Genomic DNA, 14236 nt, shown 5'->3' on the forward strand with positions numbered 1-14236 from the left:
GTCCCGGCGGTCCGGGCGCCACCGGTGGTACGGCCCGGGCGCGGTCACGCTCCCCTCTACCCCGGGCGCGCTCGGGTAGTCCCGCCTGCGCGTCAGGCGCTCGCGGCCTCGGCCCGCAGGTCCTCCTCCGACGCGCCGCGCCGCCAGTAGCCGGCGAAGGTGACCCGGCGGCGGTCCAGGCCGCGCTCGCCGACCAGGTGCCTGCGGACCGCCCGGACCATGCCCGCCTCCCCGGCGATCCAGGCGTACGGGGCGGCGCCGGGCAGCCGGGCGCCGCGCAGCGTGTCGGCCAGCAGGCTGCTGCCCGGGCCGGTGGCGCCCCGGACCAGCCAGGTCACCTCGGCGCGGGCGGCGCTGGGCAGCGGCTGGATGTCGCCGGCCGTGGGAACCTCGACGAAGGCCCGGACCGGGGTGCCGGCGGGCAGCCAGTCGAGGATCCCGCCGACCGCCGGCAGCGCGGTCTCGTCGGCGACCAGCAGCACGGCGTCGGCGCCGGTGGGCGGCTGGAAGCGCACGGTGCGCTCGTCGGGCACGGCCGGCCCGAGCAGCAGCACCCGGTCACCCGGGCGGGCCCGGCCGGCCCAGCGGGTGGCCGGGCCGGTGTCGCCGTGCCGGACGAAGTCGATGTCCAGCTCGCCCTGCTCGGGCCGCTGCGCCCGGATGGTGTACGAGCGCATCACCGCCCGCACCGCCGGGTCCAGGGCCCGCCAGGCCGCGTACCAGTCCTCCCCCGCCTCGACGGGGACGACCGGGGCGTCCTGGCCGGGGTGCGGCAGGAACACCGAGACGCTCTGGTCCCGACCGCCGCCGGCGAACTCGCCGAGGTCGTCGCCGCCGAAGGTGACCCGGACCAGGCAGTCGCCCACCGCCCGGGTGGCGAGCACCCGGGCGGCGTAGAACCGGTACCGCAGGGCGACCGCCGTGGTCACGCCGTGACCTTCTTCGCGCCCCGGATGGCGGTGGCGAGGTTCTCCAGCAGCGGGGCGGCGCCGGCGTACGAGAAGCGGGGCACCGCGTCCCACGGGGTGACCTGGTTGGCCTTGACCGCGGGCAGCTGGGCCCAGGTGGGCTTGGCGGCGAGGTCCTTCGGCTGCAGGGCGGTGGGACGGTTGTCGAGCAGGATCAGGTCGGCCGGGAACTTGGCGGTGTTCTCCCAGCTCAGCGCCTCGAAGTAGTCGCCCTGTTCGAGCTTGGTCGGCACCACCAGGTCGACGCCGAGTTCGGCGAAGTACATGAGGTCGGTGCTGACCTTCGGGTTGGAGACGTAGAACAGGTCGGGGCTGCCGGAGGCGGCCATCACCCTGATGCCCGGGTTCGCCTTGACCGCCTGCCGCACCGCGTCGGCCGCGGCGGTGAACCGGGCCTTCGCGTCGGTGACCTTCTTCGCGGTGAGATCGGCGCCGAGGGAGCCGGCGAGTTCGGCGTACCGCTCGATCGGCCGGGTCATCGGCACCCGGGCGGTGGTGATGGCGACGCTCGGCGCCAGCGGGAGGATCTTCGCCTTGCTCTCGTCCGGGACGTACCAGAGGGCGTCCGGGTCGTACATGTGGGTGACCAGCAGGTCGGGGCGGAGCCCGGCGTACTTCTCCAGGTTGAACTCGCCCCAGGCGTTGCCGAGGATCTCGACCTGCTCGACGTCGAGGTCGCCGGCCTGCGGCTCTTTGCTGCCGTCACTCTTCCTGGTCTCGCCGAAGACGCCGACGATCTGCTTGTCGAGTCCGAAGTCGACCAGCGCGGCGGCCACCCCGGTGAAGGCGACGATCCGTGTCGGTCGGGCCGCGGCGTCGACCTTCTGCTGCCGGTCGTCGGTGAACGACCAGGGTCCGCCGGTCGGGCCGGCGCTGGTGGCGGCGTCGCCGCCGTCCTTGCCGCAGCCGGCGAGAAGGGCGCCGAGGCCGGCGGCGCCGGCGGCGGCGAGGAGGCCACGGCGGGAGAGCCGGCGGCTGGACAGGGCATCGGGCATGGCGAAGTCTTTCGGTACGGGTCTGGGAATGACCATGGACGGCGAGGTTAGGTTAACCTAACCTAAGTCGCTGTCAAGGTCCTCCCCGCCTCCCGGAGTCCACGCTGTCCGTCATCACCTCACCCCGAAGCGGCGCCGTCGCCACCCCGGCGTCCGGCGGGCGCCGCCGGCTCCGGGCCGGCGGGCTGGCCCTCGGCGTGCTGCTGCTCGCCGCGGTGGCCGTGCTCAGCCTCGTCCTCGGCGCGAAGCCGCTCTCCCTCGCCGAGGTGTGGCACGGCCTCACCGACCCGGCCTCCCCCGAGTACGCCGTGGTGCACCAGGGACGGCTGCCCCGTACGCTGCTCGGCCTCGCCGCCGGCGCGGCGCTCGGCGTCGCCGGGGCGGCCATGCAGACGCTGACCCGCAACCCGCTCGCCGACCCCGGCCTGCTCGGCATCAACGCCGGCGCGTCGGCCGCGGTGGCCACCGCCACCGTGCTGCTCGGCGTCGCCGACCTGGACCACCAGGTCTGGTATGCGCTGCTCGGTGCCGCCGGAGTCACCGTCGCCGTGCACACGATCGCCGGCGGCCGACAGGCCACCCCGGCCCGGCTGGCCCTGGCCGGGGCGGCGCTCAACGCGGCCCTCTACTCCTACGTCAGCGCCCTCATGCTGGTCGACAGCACCTCGCTCGAGCGAATGCGGTTCTGGACGGTCGGCTCGCTGGCCGGCGCGCGCACCGACACCGTGCCGAGCCTGCTGCCGTTCGTCCTGGCCGGACTGCTCATCGCCCTGCTGGTGACCCGCCCGCTGGCCGCCCTGGCCCTGGGCGACGACTCCGCCCGGGCGCTCGGCGCCCGCCCCGGCCTGGTCCGGGGCGCGGTGGTCGTCGCCGTCACGCTGCTCTGCGGGGCGGCCACCGCCGCCTGCGGGCCGATCGTCTTCGTGGGGCTGCTCGCGCCGCACCTGGTGCGCGCCCTCACCGGGCCGGACCCGCGCCGGCTGCTGCCGTGGTGCGCGGTGTTCGCGCCGGTGCTGCTGCTCACCGCCGACGTGGCCGGCCGGGTGCTGGGCCGCCCCGGCGAACTCCAGGTGGGCCTGGTCACCGCCGTGCTCGGCGGGCCGCTCTTCCTGCACCTGGTCCGGCGTGGACGGGTGGGCCGGCTGTGATCGTGCTGCGCCTCCCCGGCGGGCTGTCGCTGCGCCTGCGCCCCCGCGCCCTCGTCGTCGGCCTGGCCGGCACGCTGCTCGCCCTCGTCCTCGCCGTGCTGGCGGTGGGCGCCGGCGACTACCCGATCGCCCCGGCCGACGTGCTGCGGGTGCTGGCCGGCGGCGGCAGCCCCGCCGACCGGTTCATCGTCACCGAGCTGCGGCTGCCCCGACTCGTCACGGCGCTGGCGGTCGGCGCCGCCCTCGGCCTGGCCGGGGCGGTGTTCCAGTCGCTGACCCGCAACCCGCTGGGCAGCCCCGACGTGCTCGGGGTCACCTCCGGCGCGGCCACCGGCGCGTTGGTCGTGGTGGTGGCCGGCGGCGGCAGCGCCGCGCTCGCCGGGGCGGCCGCCGGCGGCGGGCTGGCCACCGGCCTGCTGCTGTACGCCCTGGCCGGCCGGCACGGCGTGGGCGGGCACCGGCTGGTGCTGGTGGGCATCGGGGTCACCGCGATCCTCACCGGCGTCAACGGCTGGCTGCTCACCCGCGCCCCGCTCATGGACGCCGCCCGGGCCGCGCTCTGGATCACCGGCAGCCTGGACGGCCGGGGCTGGGCGAACGCCGTGCCGGTGCTCGCCGCGCTGGCGGTGCTGCTGCCCGCCGTGCTGCTCGCCCGCGCCCCCGCGCTGCGGCTGCTGGAGATGGGCGACGACTCGGCGGCCGGGCTGGGCGTGTCGGTGCGCCGGGTCCGGGTGGCCGCGCTCGGCGCGGCGGTGCTGCTGGTCTCGGTCGCGGCGGCGGCCGCCGGCCCGGTGTCGTTCCTGGCGCTGACCGCGCCGCACCTGGCCCGCCGGCTGACCCGCGCGCCCGGGCCGAACCTGCTGCCGTCGGCGGTCGTCGGCGCGGCTCTGCTGCTCGCCGCCGACCAACTGGCCCAGCACGCGATCGCCGGCCGGCAACTGCCCGTCGGTGTGGTCACCGGCGTGCTCGGCGGCGGCTACCTGGCCTGGCTGCTCGCCGGCGAACGCGGGGGTCGGCGATGACCGGCCCCGACGAGAAGGGAACCCTGATGCGGCCCGACACCTCCCGGCTGGTCGGCGAGGCGCTGACCCTCGGCTACGACCGGCGCACCGTCGCCGAGGACCTCACGGTGGCCGTCCCCGACGGTTCCTTCACCGTGATCATCGGGCCGAACGCGTGCGGCAAGTCGACGCTGCTGCGCGCCCTCGCCCGGCTGCTGCGCCCGACCCGGGGCACGGTGCTGCTCGACGGCGCCGACATCCACCGCCGGCCGGCCCGGCAGGTCGCCCGCACCCTCGGGCTGCTCCCGCAGTCGGCGGTGGCCCCCGACGGGCTCACCGTGGGCGAGCTGGTGTCCCGGGGCCGCTACCCGCACCAGGGCCTGCTGCGGCAGTGGTCCCGCGAGGACGAGCGGGTGGTCGACCAGGCGATGGCCGACACCGGGGTCGCGGAGCTGGCCGACCGGCCGGTCGACGAGCTCTCCGGCGGGCAGCGGCAACGGGTGTGGATCGCCATGGCGCTGGCCCAGCAGACGCCGCTGCTGCTGCTCGACGAGCCGACCACCTACCTGGACATCGCCCACCAGGTCGAGGTGCTGGACCTCTGCGCCCGGCTGCACGAGGAGCAGGGCCGCACCCTGGTGGCGGTGCTGCACGACCTGCACCAGGCCGCCCGCTACGCCACGCACCTGGTGGCCATGCGCGACGGGCGGGTGGTCGCCGCCGGGGACCCCCGGCAGATCGTCACCACCGAGCTGGTCGAGGAGGTGTTCGGGCTGCCCTGCCGGATCATCGAGGACCCGGAGACCGGCACGCCGCTGGTCCTGCCGGCAGTTCGCCGATCCGGCACCGAGGGAGAGCCCGCCCCCGCCGTCGCTGGCCGGTGCTGATCGGGGACCCGCACGGACCGGCGCCCCCAACGTTGGTGCGGCCCGTCGCCGGGTAAGCGAGCCGGGACCGTGAACCGGCAACGGGCGAGACGGACGACAGCGGCCAAACGGTGCGGCGACGCCGTCACCGGCACGACCGGCCTGCGGCCCGGCGGACGCCGACCGGGTTCCCAGTTCGTCCGCCGACCGAAGGAGGAACGATGGCCCGCGATCCCGCTCAGATGAAGACCGGTGAGCTGCGGAAGCAGGCGGAACGCGCCGGAATGCGCAACGTCGACCAGATGAACAAGGGCGAGATGATCCAGGCACTCGGCGGGTCGGCCAACGCCAACCAGGGCGGCGGCCAACGGCAGAAGGACCCGCGCCCGAAGGGGATCAGCCCGCAGGACTACAAGAACGTGCCCGGCAACCAGACCTGACCGACCAGCAGACGCCCGGTGCCCCGCCCGTCTCGGGCGGGGCACCGGGCGTCTCGACCCTGTGGTCCGCCGGTCCGGCGCGGACCTGCCCGCCGCGCGGAGCGTGCTTCAGCCCAGCCTCACGTCGGCTCGCCACCGCGCGGCGCCGCGTCCGCCGTCTCCAGCGGCTCGGCTTCGTCGCCGTCCTGCTGCCGGCGGTGGTCGCGCCTGCGCTCGACCAGCGCCGCGACGAGCAACGAACCGGCGGCCGCCGCCCGTCCCCACCGGCGCAGGGCGGCCCGGACCGGCCCGGGCGGACGCGGTGGCGGCGGCCCCGGCACCACGACCCGGTCCACTCCTGGATACGCCAGCCGGGCGGCCTCCACCGCCTCCTCCTCCGACACCGCGACCCGGTTGGCGGTCAGCACCAGCCGCCGGGCCTCGTCGCGGTAGCGCCACCGCCACACCTCCCCCTCCGACCACAGCTCGATCCGCTCACCCGGCCGGTCCGGCGCGGGGGTCTCGGGTTCGTCGTCGCGCGGGGCGGGTCGGCGGGAGGGACGGGCGGCACGGCGCAGGTCGGCCCGGGTGAGGTCGCCGAGCGAGGTCGCGTCGCCGCGGCGCAGCGCCCGCGCGGTCAGGAACGCGACCGCGCCGGTCAGGACCGGTAGGGCGAGCACCAGGACCCGGAAGAGGTACAGCAGGTCGTAGACCGGCACCCCGAGCAGCCGGGCGAGGACGTCGTCCCCGGCGGCCACCACGAGCACCGCGAAGAAGGTCAGGGCGGCCACGCCGACACCGACCCGCACGGGGTGATCCCGGGGCCGGTCGAGCAGGTGGTGCTGGCGGCGGTCGCGCGTGCGCAGCCGCTCGGCGAACGGCCAGAGGTAGAGGGCCAGGAAGGCCACCCCGCCGAGCACGACGCCGGGAAAGAACGGCGCGGGCACCAGGTAGCCGCCGATGCGGAACTCCCAGGGCGGGAACAGGCGCAGCGCGCCGTCACCCCAGGCGACGTACCAGTCCGGCTGCGCCGGCGAGGTGGACTGGGCCGGCTCGAACGGTCCGTAGAGCCACACCGGGTTGATCTGGGCCAGGCCGCCGAGGGCGAACAGCACCGCCAGGACCCACGCGAAGAGGGCCAGCGAACGCAGGGTGTAGCTCGGCCACAGTCGTGACCCGACCACGTTGTGCTCCGTCCGGCCCGGACCCGGGAACTGGGTGTGTTTCTGCCGCACCAGGATGCCGAGGTGCAGGGAGATGAGGGCGACGAGGACGGCCGGCACGAGCAGCACGTGGGTGACGAACATCCGCGGGATCATCTCGTCGGAGGGGAACTCGCCACCCAGGGCCAGGGCGGCCAGCCAGGTCCCGACCAGCGGGATCGACTCCACCACCGAGGTGATGATCCGCAGGCCCAGTCCGGAGAGGAGGTCGTCGGGCATCGAGTAGCCGGTGAAGCCGTTGGCCAGGGCGAGGGTCAGCATGGTCACGCCGATCAGCCAGTTGAGTTCGCGCGGCTTGCGGAAGGCCCCGGTGAAGAAGATCCGGGACAGGTGCAGCACGATCGCGGCGACGAAGACCAGGGAGGCCCAGTGGTGGGTCTGCCGGATCAGCAGACCGGCGCGTACGTCCCAGCTCAGCCGCACCACGGAGGCGTACGCGGCGGAGGTGGTGCTGCCGTCCAGTGGGGCGTACGACCCCTCGTAGACGCGGTCGGCGGAACTGGCGTCGAAGAAGAAGGTGAGGTAGACGCCGGTGAGGATCAGCGCCACGAACGAGTAGAGCGCGATCTCGCCGAGCATGAACGACCAGTGGTCGGGGAAGACCTTCGCCAGCGCCCGGCGGGTGATCGGGGAGAGCCGGAGCCGGTCGTCCAGCGCGCGGGCCAGCCGGTTCATGATCATGGCCGGCTCCAGAAGCCGGCGCCGGGTGGCGCGGTGAAGTCGCCGGTGGCCCGGAGGAAGCCGTCCGGGCCGACCTCGATCGGCAGCCCCGGCAGCGGCCGCGCCGCGGGACCGGCGACCGCTCGCGCCCCGGCCAGCAGGTCGAATGACGACTGGTGGCAGGGGCAGAGCACCCGGCCGGTGCCCTTGAGATAGAGCCGCACCGGGCAGCCGGCGTGGGTGCAGAGCAGCGACCAGACGACCAGGCCGCCCAGGTGGCCGCCGGCGGGCGGGCGGGAGAAGCGCTCGGGGTCGAGGCGGACCGCGAACGCGGGTGCGTCGCCGGCGTCGGGGGCTCCCTCGGGGAAGACCGCGACCATCGTCTCGGCGGGCACGTCGTCCGGCCGCAGGGGTCGTCCCGTGTCGTCGACCAGCCGTACGCCAGGCCCCCACGGGGTGTCCTTCCGGGCCCTGAGCGGGCGGCCCCGGTCCCAGGGGAGCAGTGAGCGCAGTGGGAACAGCGCGGCGACACCGAGGGCGGTCAGCGCGAACCCGAGTGCCGCGAGCAGGCCGTACCGGCGCGTCGGGCTGTCCGGCGCGGCGAACTCCGCCGCGGCCATCGCCTGCTCGGCCGGGGGCGGGGTGAAGCCCTCGTGCTCCTCGACGTATCCGCCGACCGGGACCAGCCGCCGGGCCCAGACCGCGAGCCCCACCGCCAGGCCGGCGAAGGCGACCGCCAGGCACACCCCCTCCCACCGGGTGTCGCCGCCCAGCCCGTACGTCACCGCGAAGCCGACCGCCCCGGTGGCGCTCACCAGGAACGCGCCGACGATCCGGCGGCTCGCCGACTCCTCGGCCGGCGACGGGGTCGGGCGCCTCACTCCGCTGCCCTCCGGCCCAGCCAGCGCACGCCGGCCACCAGAAGTAGGAGCACCGCCAGCCAGGCGAGCAGCCCCTCGGCCAGCGGGCCGAGCCGGCCGAGCGGGTTGCCGCCCGGGTCCAGCCGCTCGGTGCGCAGCCGCCGCACGTAGCTGGTCAGGTCGTCGACCTGCTGATCGGTGAGCACCTGGCCGGGGAAGGCCGGCATCAGCCCGGGCCCGACCCGGACCGCCTCGGCGATCTGGGTGGCGGAGGCGTCGTACAGCGGTGGGGCGCTCCAGCCGTTCGTGAGCACGGCCCCCGAACCGGCAGCCCCGTGGCAGGGCGCGCAGTTGGCGGCGAAGAGGTCCCGGCCGGAGACCACGTCGCCGGGGGCGACCCGGGGAATCCGCGGGCCGCCGCCGCCGAAGCTGGCGACGTGGTCGACCAGCGCGGAGATGTCGTCGGCGGAGAAGACGGGCTCGCGGCGCCGTGCCTGGGAAACTTCGTGCGACACCGGCATCCGGCCGGTGGAGAGCTGGAAGTCCACTGCGGCGGGCCCGACGCCGACCAGCGACGGCCCCTGCTGCGACCCCTGCCCCTGCACGCCGTGGCAGCTCGCGCACTGCTCCAGGTAGAGCTGGGTGCCGCGGTCGCCGGCGGGGGTGGTGGCGGCCGGGGTCGGCGTGGGGTCGGGCGCGGGCGCGAGGGCCACCGGGCCCACGGCGAGCGCCAGTACGAACCCGACCACGAGGGCCCGGCGCGGGTACAGGGCGGGCAGCGTCACCGCTCGTCGTCGCCGCATCCGTCAGTCCAACGTGAAGAGGTACGCGGCGATGTCCTGGGCGTCGATCGCGCTGACGCCGAGGTTCGGCATGGCGGTGCCCGGCTCGACGGCCTGCGGGTCGGTGATCCACCGTCGCAGGTTGTCCGCGTTGTTGGGCAGCTCACCGGCGATGTACGACCGGGCGCCGAAGCGGGTCAGCGGCGGGCCGACCAGCCCACCGGCGCGGTCGACGCCGGGCACGGTGTGGCAGGAGCCGCACCCGTACTGGGCGATCAGCTTCGCGCCCCGGTCCGGCCGCCCGGCGTGGGACTCCGGCGGTGGTGGTGGCGACGTCGAGGCGCAGCCGGTCACGGCGACGACCGGCAGCGCCGCCAGCACCGTTGCCAGCATCCAGAGACGACGGCTCATCGCACCATCCATTCGGTTGCGGGACTCTTCGCCGGCGGTACGGCGGGCCGGACCAGGCGGTCGGGCCGTTCCCGGTCCAGCCGCAGCAGCCAGCCGAGGAAGACCGCCAGCGCCGCCACCAGAACCACGAGGTCCATCGGCGCCCACATCAGCAGTCCGGCGAGCTGCTGGTCGGCAAGCGGGTCGGGGCCGAGGACACGCGCGGGGTAGACCGGTTCGGGGGCGAAGGTGAGGACCGCGCCGAGAGCGGAGGCGGGCAGCATGGTGCCGACCAGCAGCAGCAGCGACACCGGCGCGGGCGTCCGGTGGCGGGTCGGGCCGAGCACCGGCGCCCACAGCAGCCAGGCCGCCGCCACCAGGCTCAGGTGCTCGGCGGCGTGCAGGACCGGGCGGTCCACCGCGGCGACGTAGGGGCCCGGCAGGTGCCACAGCCACAGGGCCAGGGTCTGCGCCGCAGCGGCCAGCAGGGCGTACTCGGCCGGGCGGCGCAGCCGACGCACCGGCGCCGCGGCCCGGACGCGGGCCAGCAGCCGGCGCAGCGGGCGAGGCGCGGCCAGGGTCAGCGGCAGTCCCGCCGCACCGGCCGCGAGCAGCGGGCCCGCCACCAGCAGGAGCAGCATGTGTTGGGCCATGTGCCCGGCGTAGGAGGACTCCGCCAGCCGGTGCACCGGCCCCTGGTCGGCCGCCAGCAGCACCAGCAGCCCGGCGCCGAACGCCGTCACCCGCCGACCCGCCACCACCCGGCCGCGGCCGCGCCGCGCCCACAGCTCCTGGACACCCCGGCCGTAGCCGGCCGCGAGCAGGCAGACCACGGCCACGGACAGCATCGTCAGGAGCCCGTCGGCCACGTCGCCCGGGCCGGACCCGTGGGCCCGGTAGACGGTCAGCCCTGACATGGCGGGAACACCAGCACGGCGACCCCGCCGAGCACGATGATCGTCAGGAACAGCAGGTTCGCCCAGACCCCCACCACGGCGAGCATCCGGGAGCGGTCGACGGCCCGGTCCTCGGCGCCGGCCGACGGCGCCCGGGCGGTACGCCGCCACACCAGGGTGGCCACCAGCAGCGATCCCACGGCGACCAGGCCCGGGATCACCACCGCGAGCCACACCGCCAGCCAGAGCGGCACGGCGGCGACGCGCTCGCGGCCCGCGGCGCAGGTCAGCTCGTCCAGCGGCCAGGCCACGAGCAGGTGCGCGGCCCAGGCGACGGCCCCGCCGAGGACGCCGTACCAGAGCAGCAGCCCGCCGGCCAGGCGGGTGTGCGGGCCGGGTCCGGTGGTCATCACAGCCGCGGGGAGAGGTAGATGGTGAACAGGATGGCGACCCAGACCGCGTCGACGAAGTGCCAGTAGATCGCGGCGTTGCGGACGCGTTCGTGGCGGTGGGACCCGAAGCTGCCGTCGCGCAGGGAGGCGGCGAGCAGCCACCCGATCATCGTCAACCCGACCAGCACGTGCAGCCCGTGGAAGCCGGTGATCAGGTAGAACAGCGAGCCGTAGACGTCGGTGGTCATGGTGAAGTGCTTGAGGTTCTCGGCGTACTCGACGGCCAGCAGGGCCAGGAAGCTCAGCCCGAGCACCAGGGTGGCGGCGAGCCCCGCCCGCAGCCGCCCGCGCCGGCCGCGCCGGATGCCGTGCTCGGCCCAGATCACGGGCAGGCTGCTGGGCACCAGCACCGCGGTCATCAGCAGCGGGATGAGCAGCTTCGGCTTGTCGACGCCGCCCGGCGGCCACTGCGGACCGAACTGGAAGCGGAGGTAGAAGTAGCTGCCGAGCAGGCAGGCGAAGAGGGTGGCCTCGGTGGCGACGAACAGCACCATGCCCCACCAGCCGGTCGGCCGGCCGACCGGCTCCTCGGTGGTCAGCGCCGCGACGCCGGTGGCCGCGGTCACGACCCCACCCCGGTCCGTCATGACGCCACCCCGAGTTCCTCGTCGGGGCGACGCGGCGGCCAGAGCCAGGCCGCGATCGTCGCCGCCACCACCAGCACGGCGACGGCCGCGATCGGGTACGCGGCCAGCAGCATGGCGGTGAAGAAGACCAGCAGCGCGCCGGCGAGGACGAGTGGCTTGAACGACGGCTCGGGCATCGCCACCGCCCGCTCGGTGTGCGCGTCCAGCTCGCTGGTGAACAGGGTGCGCCGACCGTCGCTGAGGACGCGGTCCGCGGTCGCGCCGGTGGTGGTCGACTCGGCGGTCCGCGCGTCCCAGGTGGGGTGCAGGCTGTGCACCCGGGGAATGACCGCGAAGTTGTACGGCTCGGGCGGCGAGGCCGTCGACCATTCCAGGCTGTCGCCCTCCCACGGGTCCGCCGGCGCCGGCCGGCCCCGGCGCAGCGCGTGCACCACGCCGACGAGCACCAGCAGCAGCCCGAGCGCCAGCAGGTACGACCCGACCGTGCTGACCAGGTTCCACCCGTCCCAACCCGGCTCGCTGCGGTACGTGTAGACGCGCCGGGGCATGCCGAACAGGCCGGTGAGGTGCATGGGGAAGAAGGTGACGTGCATGCCGGTGAAGGCCAGCCAGAACGCCCACCGCCCGAGCCCCTCGTGGTACATCCGGCCGGTGATCTTGGGCAGCCAGTAGTAGATGCCGGCGAGCATCGGGAAGACCGCCCCGCCGATCAGCACGTAGTGGAAGTGCGCCACCACGAAGTAGGAGTCGGTGACCTGCTGGTCGAACGCGGTCAGCGCGAACATCGCGCCGGTGAAGCCGCCCAGCACGAAGGTCACGATGAACCCGATCACGAAGAGCAGCGGCACCCGCGGCACCAGCCGGCCGAGCAGCATGGTGGCGAGCCAGGCGAAGATCTGGATCCCGGACGGGATGGTGATGACGGTGCTGGCCGCGCTGAAGAAGCTGTAGGACAGCTGTGGCAGACCGGTGGCGAACATGTGGTGCACCCAGACCCCGAACGAGATGATCGCGATCGCCACGATGGAGAGCACGATCAGCGAATAGGCGACCACGCCCCGGCGGGTGAACGCGGGCAGCACCGCGGAGACGATGCCCAGCGCGGGCAACACGATGATGTACACGTCGGGGTGCCCGAAGATCCAGAACAGGTGTTGCCAGAGCAGCACGTTCCCGCCGCCGGACGGGTCGAAGAAGTGGGTGCCGAACCGGCGGTCGAAAAAGAGCATCGCGTTGTCCGCGTTCAGCGCCGGCAGGGCGAAGATCACCATGAACGCGGTGGCCACGATCGCCCAGACGAACAACGGCACCCGGTTGAGCGACATCCCCGGCGCCCGCAGCTTGAGCGCGGTGACGATGAAGTTGATGGCGCCCGAGGTGGTGGAGATGCCGAGGAAGAGCAGACCGAGCGCGTAGACGTCCATGTGCAGGCCCGGGTTGTGCTGCACCTGGTTCAGCGGCGCGTACGCGAACCAGCCGTTGTTGGGGGCCGCCCCGAAGGGCAGGCTCGCCCACATGAACAGGCCGGCGAAGAGGAACACCCAGTAGCCGAAGGCGTTCAGCCGGGGAAACGCCATGTCCCGTGACCCGATCATCAACGGCACGAGGAAGTTGCCGAAGCCGAAGAGCATCGGGGTGGCGAACAGGAAGATCATCGCCGTGCCGTGCATGGTGAAGAGCTGGTTGTACTCCTGCGGCGACACCACGCCGGCCTCGGGCCGGGCGAGCTGGGTGCGCATCACCAGGGCGCTGAGCCCGGCGAGGACGAAGAAGAACGCGGCGGTGACCAGGTAGCGCCGGCCGATCTTCTTGTGGTCCACGGTGGTGAACCAGGCGCGCAGCGAGCGGGGCTCGGCCCAGTGCTCGGCCAGCCGGGCCAGGTCGTCCCGGCCCACGCCGGGCGTTGTGCTGGTGGTCGTGGACATGGTGGCCCCTACTCCAGCGACCGCAGGTAGGCGATGAGGTCGGGCAGTCGTGGGGCGTCGACCGGCTGCGGGGGCATGCCGTTGCCCGGCTTGACGGTCTGCGAGTTGGCGATCCAGCCGCCGAGGTGTCCGGCGTCGTTGGGCACCGCCCCGGCGCCGATGCTCCACCGCGAGCCGACGTCCGACAGGTCGGGCCCGACCCGCCCCTGCGCGGCGGTGCCCCGGACCGTGTGGCAGGCGGCGCAGGTGCCCTGCACGAAGGTCAGCTGACCGCGCCGTTCGGCCTCGGTCCGCGGCGCCCGGGCGGGGGCGTCCAGCCGGGCCAGCCAGGCGTCGAAGTCGGCGCGGGGTTCGGCCACCACGAGGAACGCCATGTGGGCGTGCTGGGTGCCGCAGTATTCGGCGCACTGGCCCCGGTAGCTGCCGTCGCGCCGGGCCTCCAGCCAGGTCTCGCGAGTCTCGCCGGCGATCAGGTCCGTCTTCGGCATCAACTGCGGCACCCAGAAGCTGTGCAGCACGTCGTCGGTGCGCAGGCGGACCCGGACCCGCTCCCCGACGGGAATGTGGATCTCGTTGGCGGTGGCGCCGGAGGTGCCCGCGTAGCGCACCTCCCACCACCACTTGTGGCCGGTGACCTCCACGGTGAGCGCGTCCCGGCCGGGGCCGGCGCCGAGCGCGGCGAGGTCCCGCAGACCGACGCCGTAGACCGCCACGAGGATGATGAACGGCAGCCCGGCCCCGGCGATCGTCACGAAGCGCAACGGTTGGCCGTGACGCACCCGGGCAGCGCCCCGCCGGAACACGAGCGCCCAGGCGAGCAGCGCCATGACCTCGGCGAACACCGCGACGGAGACCCAGAACAGCAGCCACCAGAGGCCGCTGACCCGCGCCGCCCCGGTCCCCGCCGGATTCAGCGCCGACGGGCTGCCGCCGGAGCAACCGGCGAGCAGCAGCGGGCCGTACAGCAGCGGCAGCACCGACCGGGCTCGGCGCTGCGGCCGTGCCGGGCGCGAGGTGGTCTGCGCTGTCGTCTTCACCGGGAAGGACCTTAGTACCGCTTTCCG

The 14236-nt window shown here is 74.6% G+C and carries 15 protein-coding genes; 4 read left to right on the forward strand and 11 right to left on the reverse strand.

The window, feature by feature from the left end; translation table 11 throughout:
• Window positions 1-92: 92 nt before the first annotated feature.
• Window positions 93-929, reverse strand: a complete 837-nt coding sequence (locus ABZV78_RS16455; RefSeq protein WP_355639320.1) for a siderophore-interacting protein — start codon at window positions 927-929, stop codon at window positions 93-95.
• Window positions 926-1963, reverse strand: coding sequence for an ABC transporter substrate-binding protein (locus ABZV78_RS16460; protein ID WP_355639322.1), 1038 nt, complete (start codon window positions 1961-1963; stop codon window positions 926-928). Before ABZV78_RS16460 ends, ABZV78_RS16455 begins: the two co-directional genes overlap by 4 nt.
• 197 nt (window positions 1964-2160) lie before the next feature.
• Between ABZV78_RS16460 and ABZV78_RS16465 the strand changes: the two genes are divergently transcribed.
• The 4 genes from ABZV78_RS16465 to ABZV78_RS16480 all read left to right on the forward strand — a co-directional run bounded on the left by ABZV78_RS16465 (window position 2161) and on the right by ABZV78_RS16480 (window position 5418).
• Complete coding sequence (locus ABZV78_RS16465; RefSeq protein WP_355639323.1) at window positions 2161-3111, forward strand: iron chelate uptake ABC transporter family permease subunit; 951 nt, start codon at window positions 2161-2163, stop codon at window positions 3109-3111.
• A complete protein-coding gene (locus ABZV78_RS16470; protein WP_355639324.1) occupies window positions 3108-4133 on the forward strand; it encodes an iron chelate uptake ABC transporter family permease subunit in 1026 nt (341 codons plus the stop codon). Before ABZV78_RS16465 ends, ABZV78_RS16470 begins: the two co-directional genes overlap by 4 nt.
• A gap of 26 nt (window positions 4134-4159) precedes the next feature.
• Window positions 4160-4999 (forward strand): ABC transporter ATP-binding protein, encoded by an 840-nt coding sequence (locus ABZV78_RS16475; protein WP_355639375.1) that lies wholly within the window; start codon window positions 4160-4162, stop codon window positions 4997-4999.
• Window positions 5000-5199: 200 nt separating this feature from the next.
• A complete protein-coding gene (locus ABZV78_RS16480) occupies window positions 5200-5418 on the forward strand; it encodes a hypothetical protein (protein ID WP_355639325.1) in 219 nt (72 codons plus the stop codon).
• A 119-nt stretch (window positions 5419-5537) separates the two neighbouring features.
• Here the strand turns inward: ABZV78_RS16480 and ABZV78_RS16485 are convergent, their stop codons facing one another.
• Genes ABZV78_RS16485 through coxB form a run of 9 tightly spaced genes read right to left on the reverse strand, consistent with a single transcriptional unit; the run spans window position 5538 to window position 14209 of the window.
• On the reverse strand, window positions 5538-7301 hold the full coding sequence (locus tag ABZV78_RS16485; protein ID WP_355639326.1) for a ubiquinol-cytochrome c reductase cytochrome b subunit: 1764 nt from the start codon (window positions 7299-7301) through the stop codon (window positions 5538-5540).
• Window positions 7298-8161 (reverse strand): Rieske 2Fe-2S domain-containing protein, encoded by an 864-nt coding sequence (locus ABZV78_RS16490; protein ID WP_355639327.1) that lies wholly within the window; start codon window positions 8159-8161, stop codon window positions 7298-7300. The genes ABZV78_RS16485 and ABZV78_RS16490 overlap by 4 nt, the downstream gene beginning before the upstream one ends.
• Window positions 8158-8943: a c-type cytochrome gene (locus ABZV78_RS16495; protein WP_355639329.1), complete on the reverse strand. Its 786-nt coding sequence runs from the start codon at window positions 8941-8943 to the stop codon at window positions 8158-8160. The genes ABZV78_RS16490 and ABZV78_RS16495 overlap by 4 nt, the downstream gene beginning before the upstream one ends.
• A gap of 3 nt (window positions 8944-8946) precedes the next feature.
• Window positions 8947-9333, reverse strand: a complete 387-nt coding sequence (locus ABZV78_RS16500) for a c-type cytochrome (RefSeq protein WP_355639331.1) — start codon at window positions 9331-9333, stop codon at window positions 8947-8949.
• The gene (locus tag ABZV78_RS16505) at window positions 9330-10229 is read right to left on the reverse strand and encodes a cytochrome c oxidase assembly protein (protein WP_355639332.1); all 900 of its coding nucleotides are present in this window, start codon (window positions 10227-10229) and stop codon (window positions 9330-9332) included. The genes ABZV78_RS16500 and ABZV78_RS16505 overlap by 4 nt, the downstream gene beginning before the upstream one ends.
• Window positions 10217-10618, reverse strand: coding sequence for a hypothetical protein (locus ABZV78_RS16510; protein WP_355639334.1), 402 nt, complete (start codon window positions 10616-10618; stop codon window positions 10217-10219). The genes ABZV78_RS16505 and ABZV78_RS16510 overlap by 13 nt, the downstream gene beginning before the upstream one ends.
• A complete protein-coding gene (locus tag ABZV78_RS16515; protein ID WP_355639336.1) occupies window positions 10618-11247 on the reverse strand; it encodes a cytochrome c oxidase subunit 3 in 630 nt (209 codons plus the stop codon). Before ABZV78_RS16515 ends, ABZV78_RS16510 begins: the two co-directional genes overlap by 1 nt.
• Window positions 11244-13172 carry a cytochrome c oxidase subunit I gene (gene ctaD / locus ABZV78_RS16520; RefSeq protein WP_355639338.1) on the reverse strand — a complete coding sequence of 643 codons (1929 nt, stop codon included), beginning with the start codon at window positions 13170-13172 and terminating at the stop codon, window positions 11244-11246. The genes ABZV78_RS16515 and ctaD overlap by 4 nt, the downstream gene beginning before the upstream one ends.
• Before the next feature lie 8 nt (window positions 13173-13180).
• Complete coding sequence (coxB, locus tag ABZV78_RS16525) at window positions 13181-14209, reverse strand: cytochrome c oxidase subunit II (RefSeq protein WP_355639340.1); 1029 nt, start codon at window positions 14207-14209, stop codon at window positions 13181-13183.
• Between the last annotated feature and the right edge of the window lie 27 nt (window positions 14210-14236).

It is taken from the genome of Micromonospora sp. NPDC004540 (assembly GCF_040610095.1).
Lineage (GTDB): Bacteria > Actinomycetota > Actinomycetes > Mycobacteriales > Micromonosporaceae > Micromonospora.

What these genes read in the sequence shown, in the direction of transcription:
- ABZV78_RS16495 (WP_355639329.1), bottom strand. Translation starts at nt 8,943, where the DNA reads ATGCGGCGACGACGAGCGGTGACGCTGCCCGCCCTGTACCCGCGCCGG.
- ABZV78_RS16505 (WP_355639332.1), bottom strand. Translation starts at nt 10,229, where the DNA reads ATGTCAGGGCTGACCGTCTACCGGGCCCACGGGTCCGGCCCGGGCGAC.
- ABZV78_RS16515 (WP_355639336.1), bottom strand. Translation starts at nt 11,247, where the DNA reads ATGACGGACCGGGGTGGGGTCGTGACCGCGGCCACCGGCGTCGCGGCG.
- ABZV78_RS16460 (WP_355639322.1), bottom strand. Translation starts at nt 1,963, where the DNA reads ATGCCCGATGCCCTGTCCAGCCGCCGGCTCTCCCGCCGTGGCCTCCTC.
- ctaD (WP_355639338.1), bottom strand. Translation starts at nt 13,172, where the DNA reads ATGTCCACGACCACCAGCACAACGCCCGGCGTGGGCCGGGACGACCTG.
- ABZV78_RS16485 (WP_355639326.1), bottom strand. Translation starts at nt 7,301, where the DNA reads ATGATCATGAACCGGCTGGCCCGCGCGCTGGACGACCGGCTCCGGCTC.
- ABZV78_RS16475 (WP_355639375.1), top strand. Translation starts at nt 4,160, where the DNA reads ATGCGGCCCGACACCTCCCGGCTGGTCGGCGAGGCGCTGACCCTCGGC.
- ABZV78_RS16510 (WP_355639334.1), bottom strand. Translation starts at nt 10,618, where the DNA reads ATGACCACCGGACCCGGCCCGCACACCCGCCTGGCCGGCGGGCTGCTG.
- ABZV78_RS16480 (WP_355639325.1), top strand. Translation starts at nt 5,200, where the DNA reads ATGGCCCGCGATCCCGCTCAGATGAAGACCGGTGAGCTGCGGAAGCAG.
- ABZV78_RS16500 (WP_355639331.1), bottom strand. Translation starts at nt 9,333, where the DNA reads ATGAGCCGTCGTCTCTGGATGCTGGCAACGGTGCTGGCGGCGCTGCCG.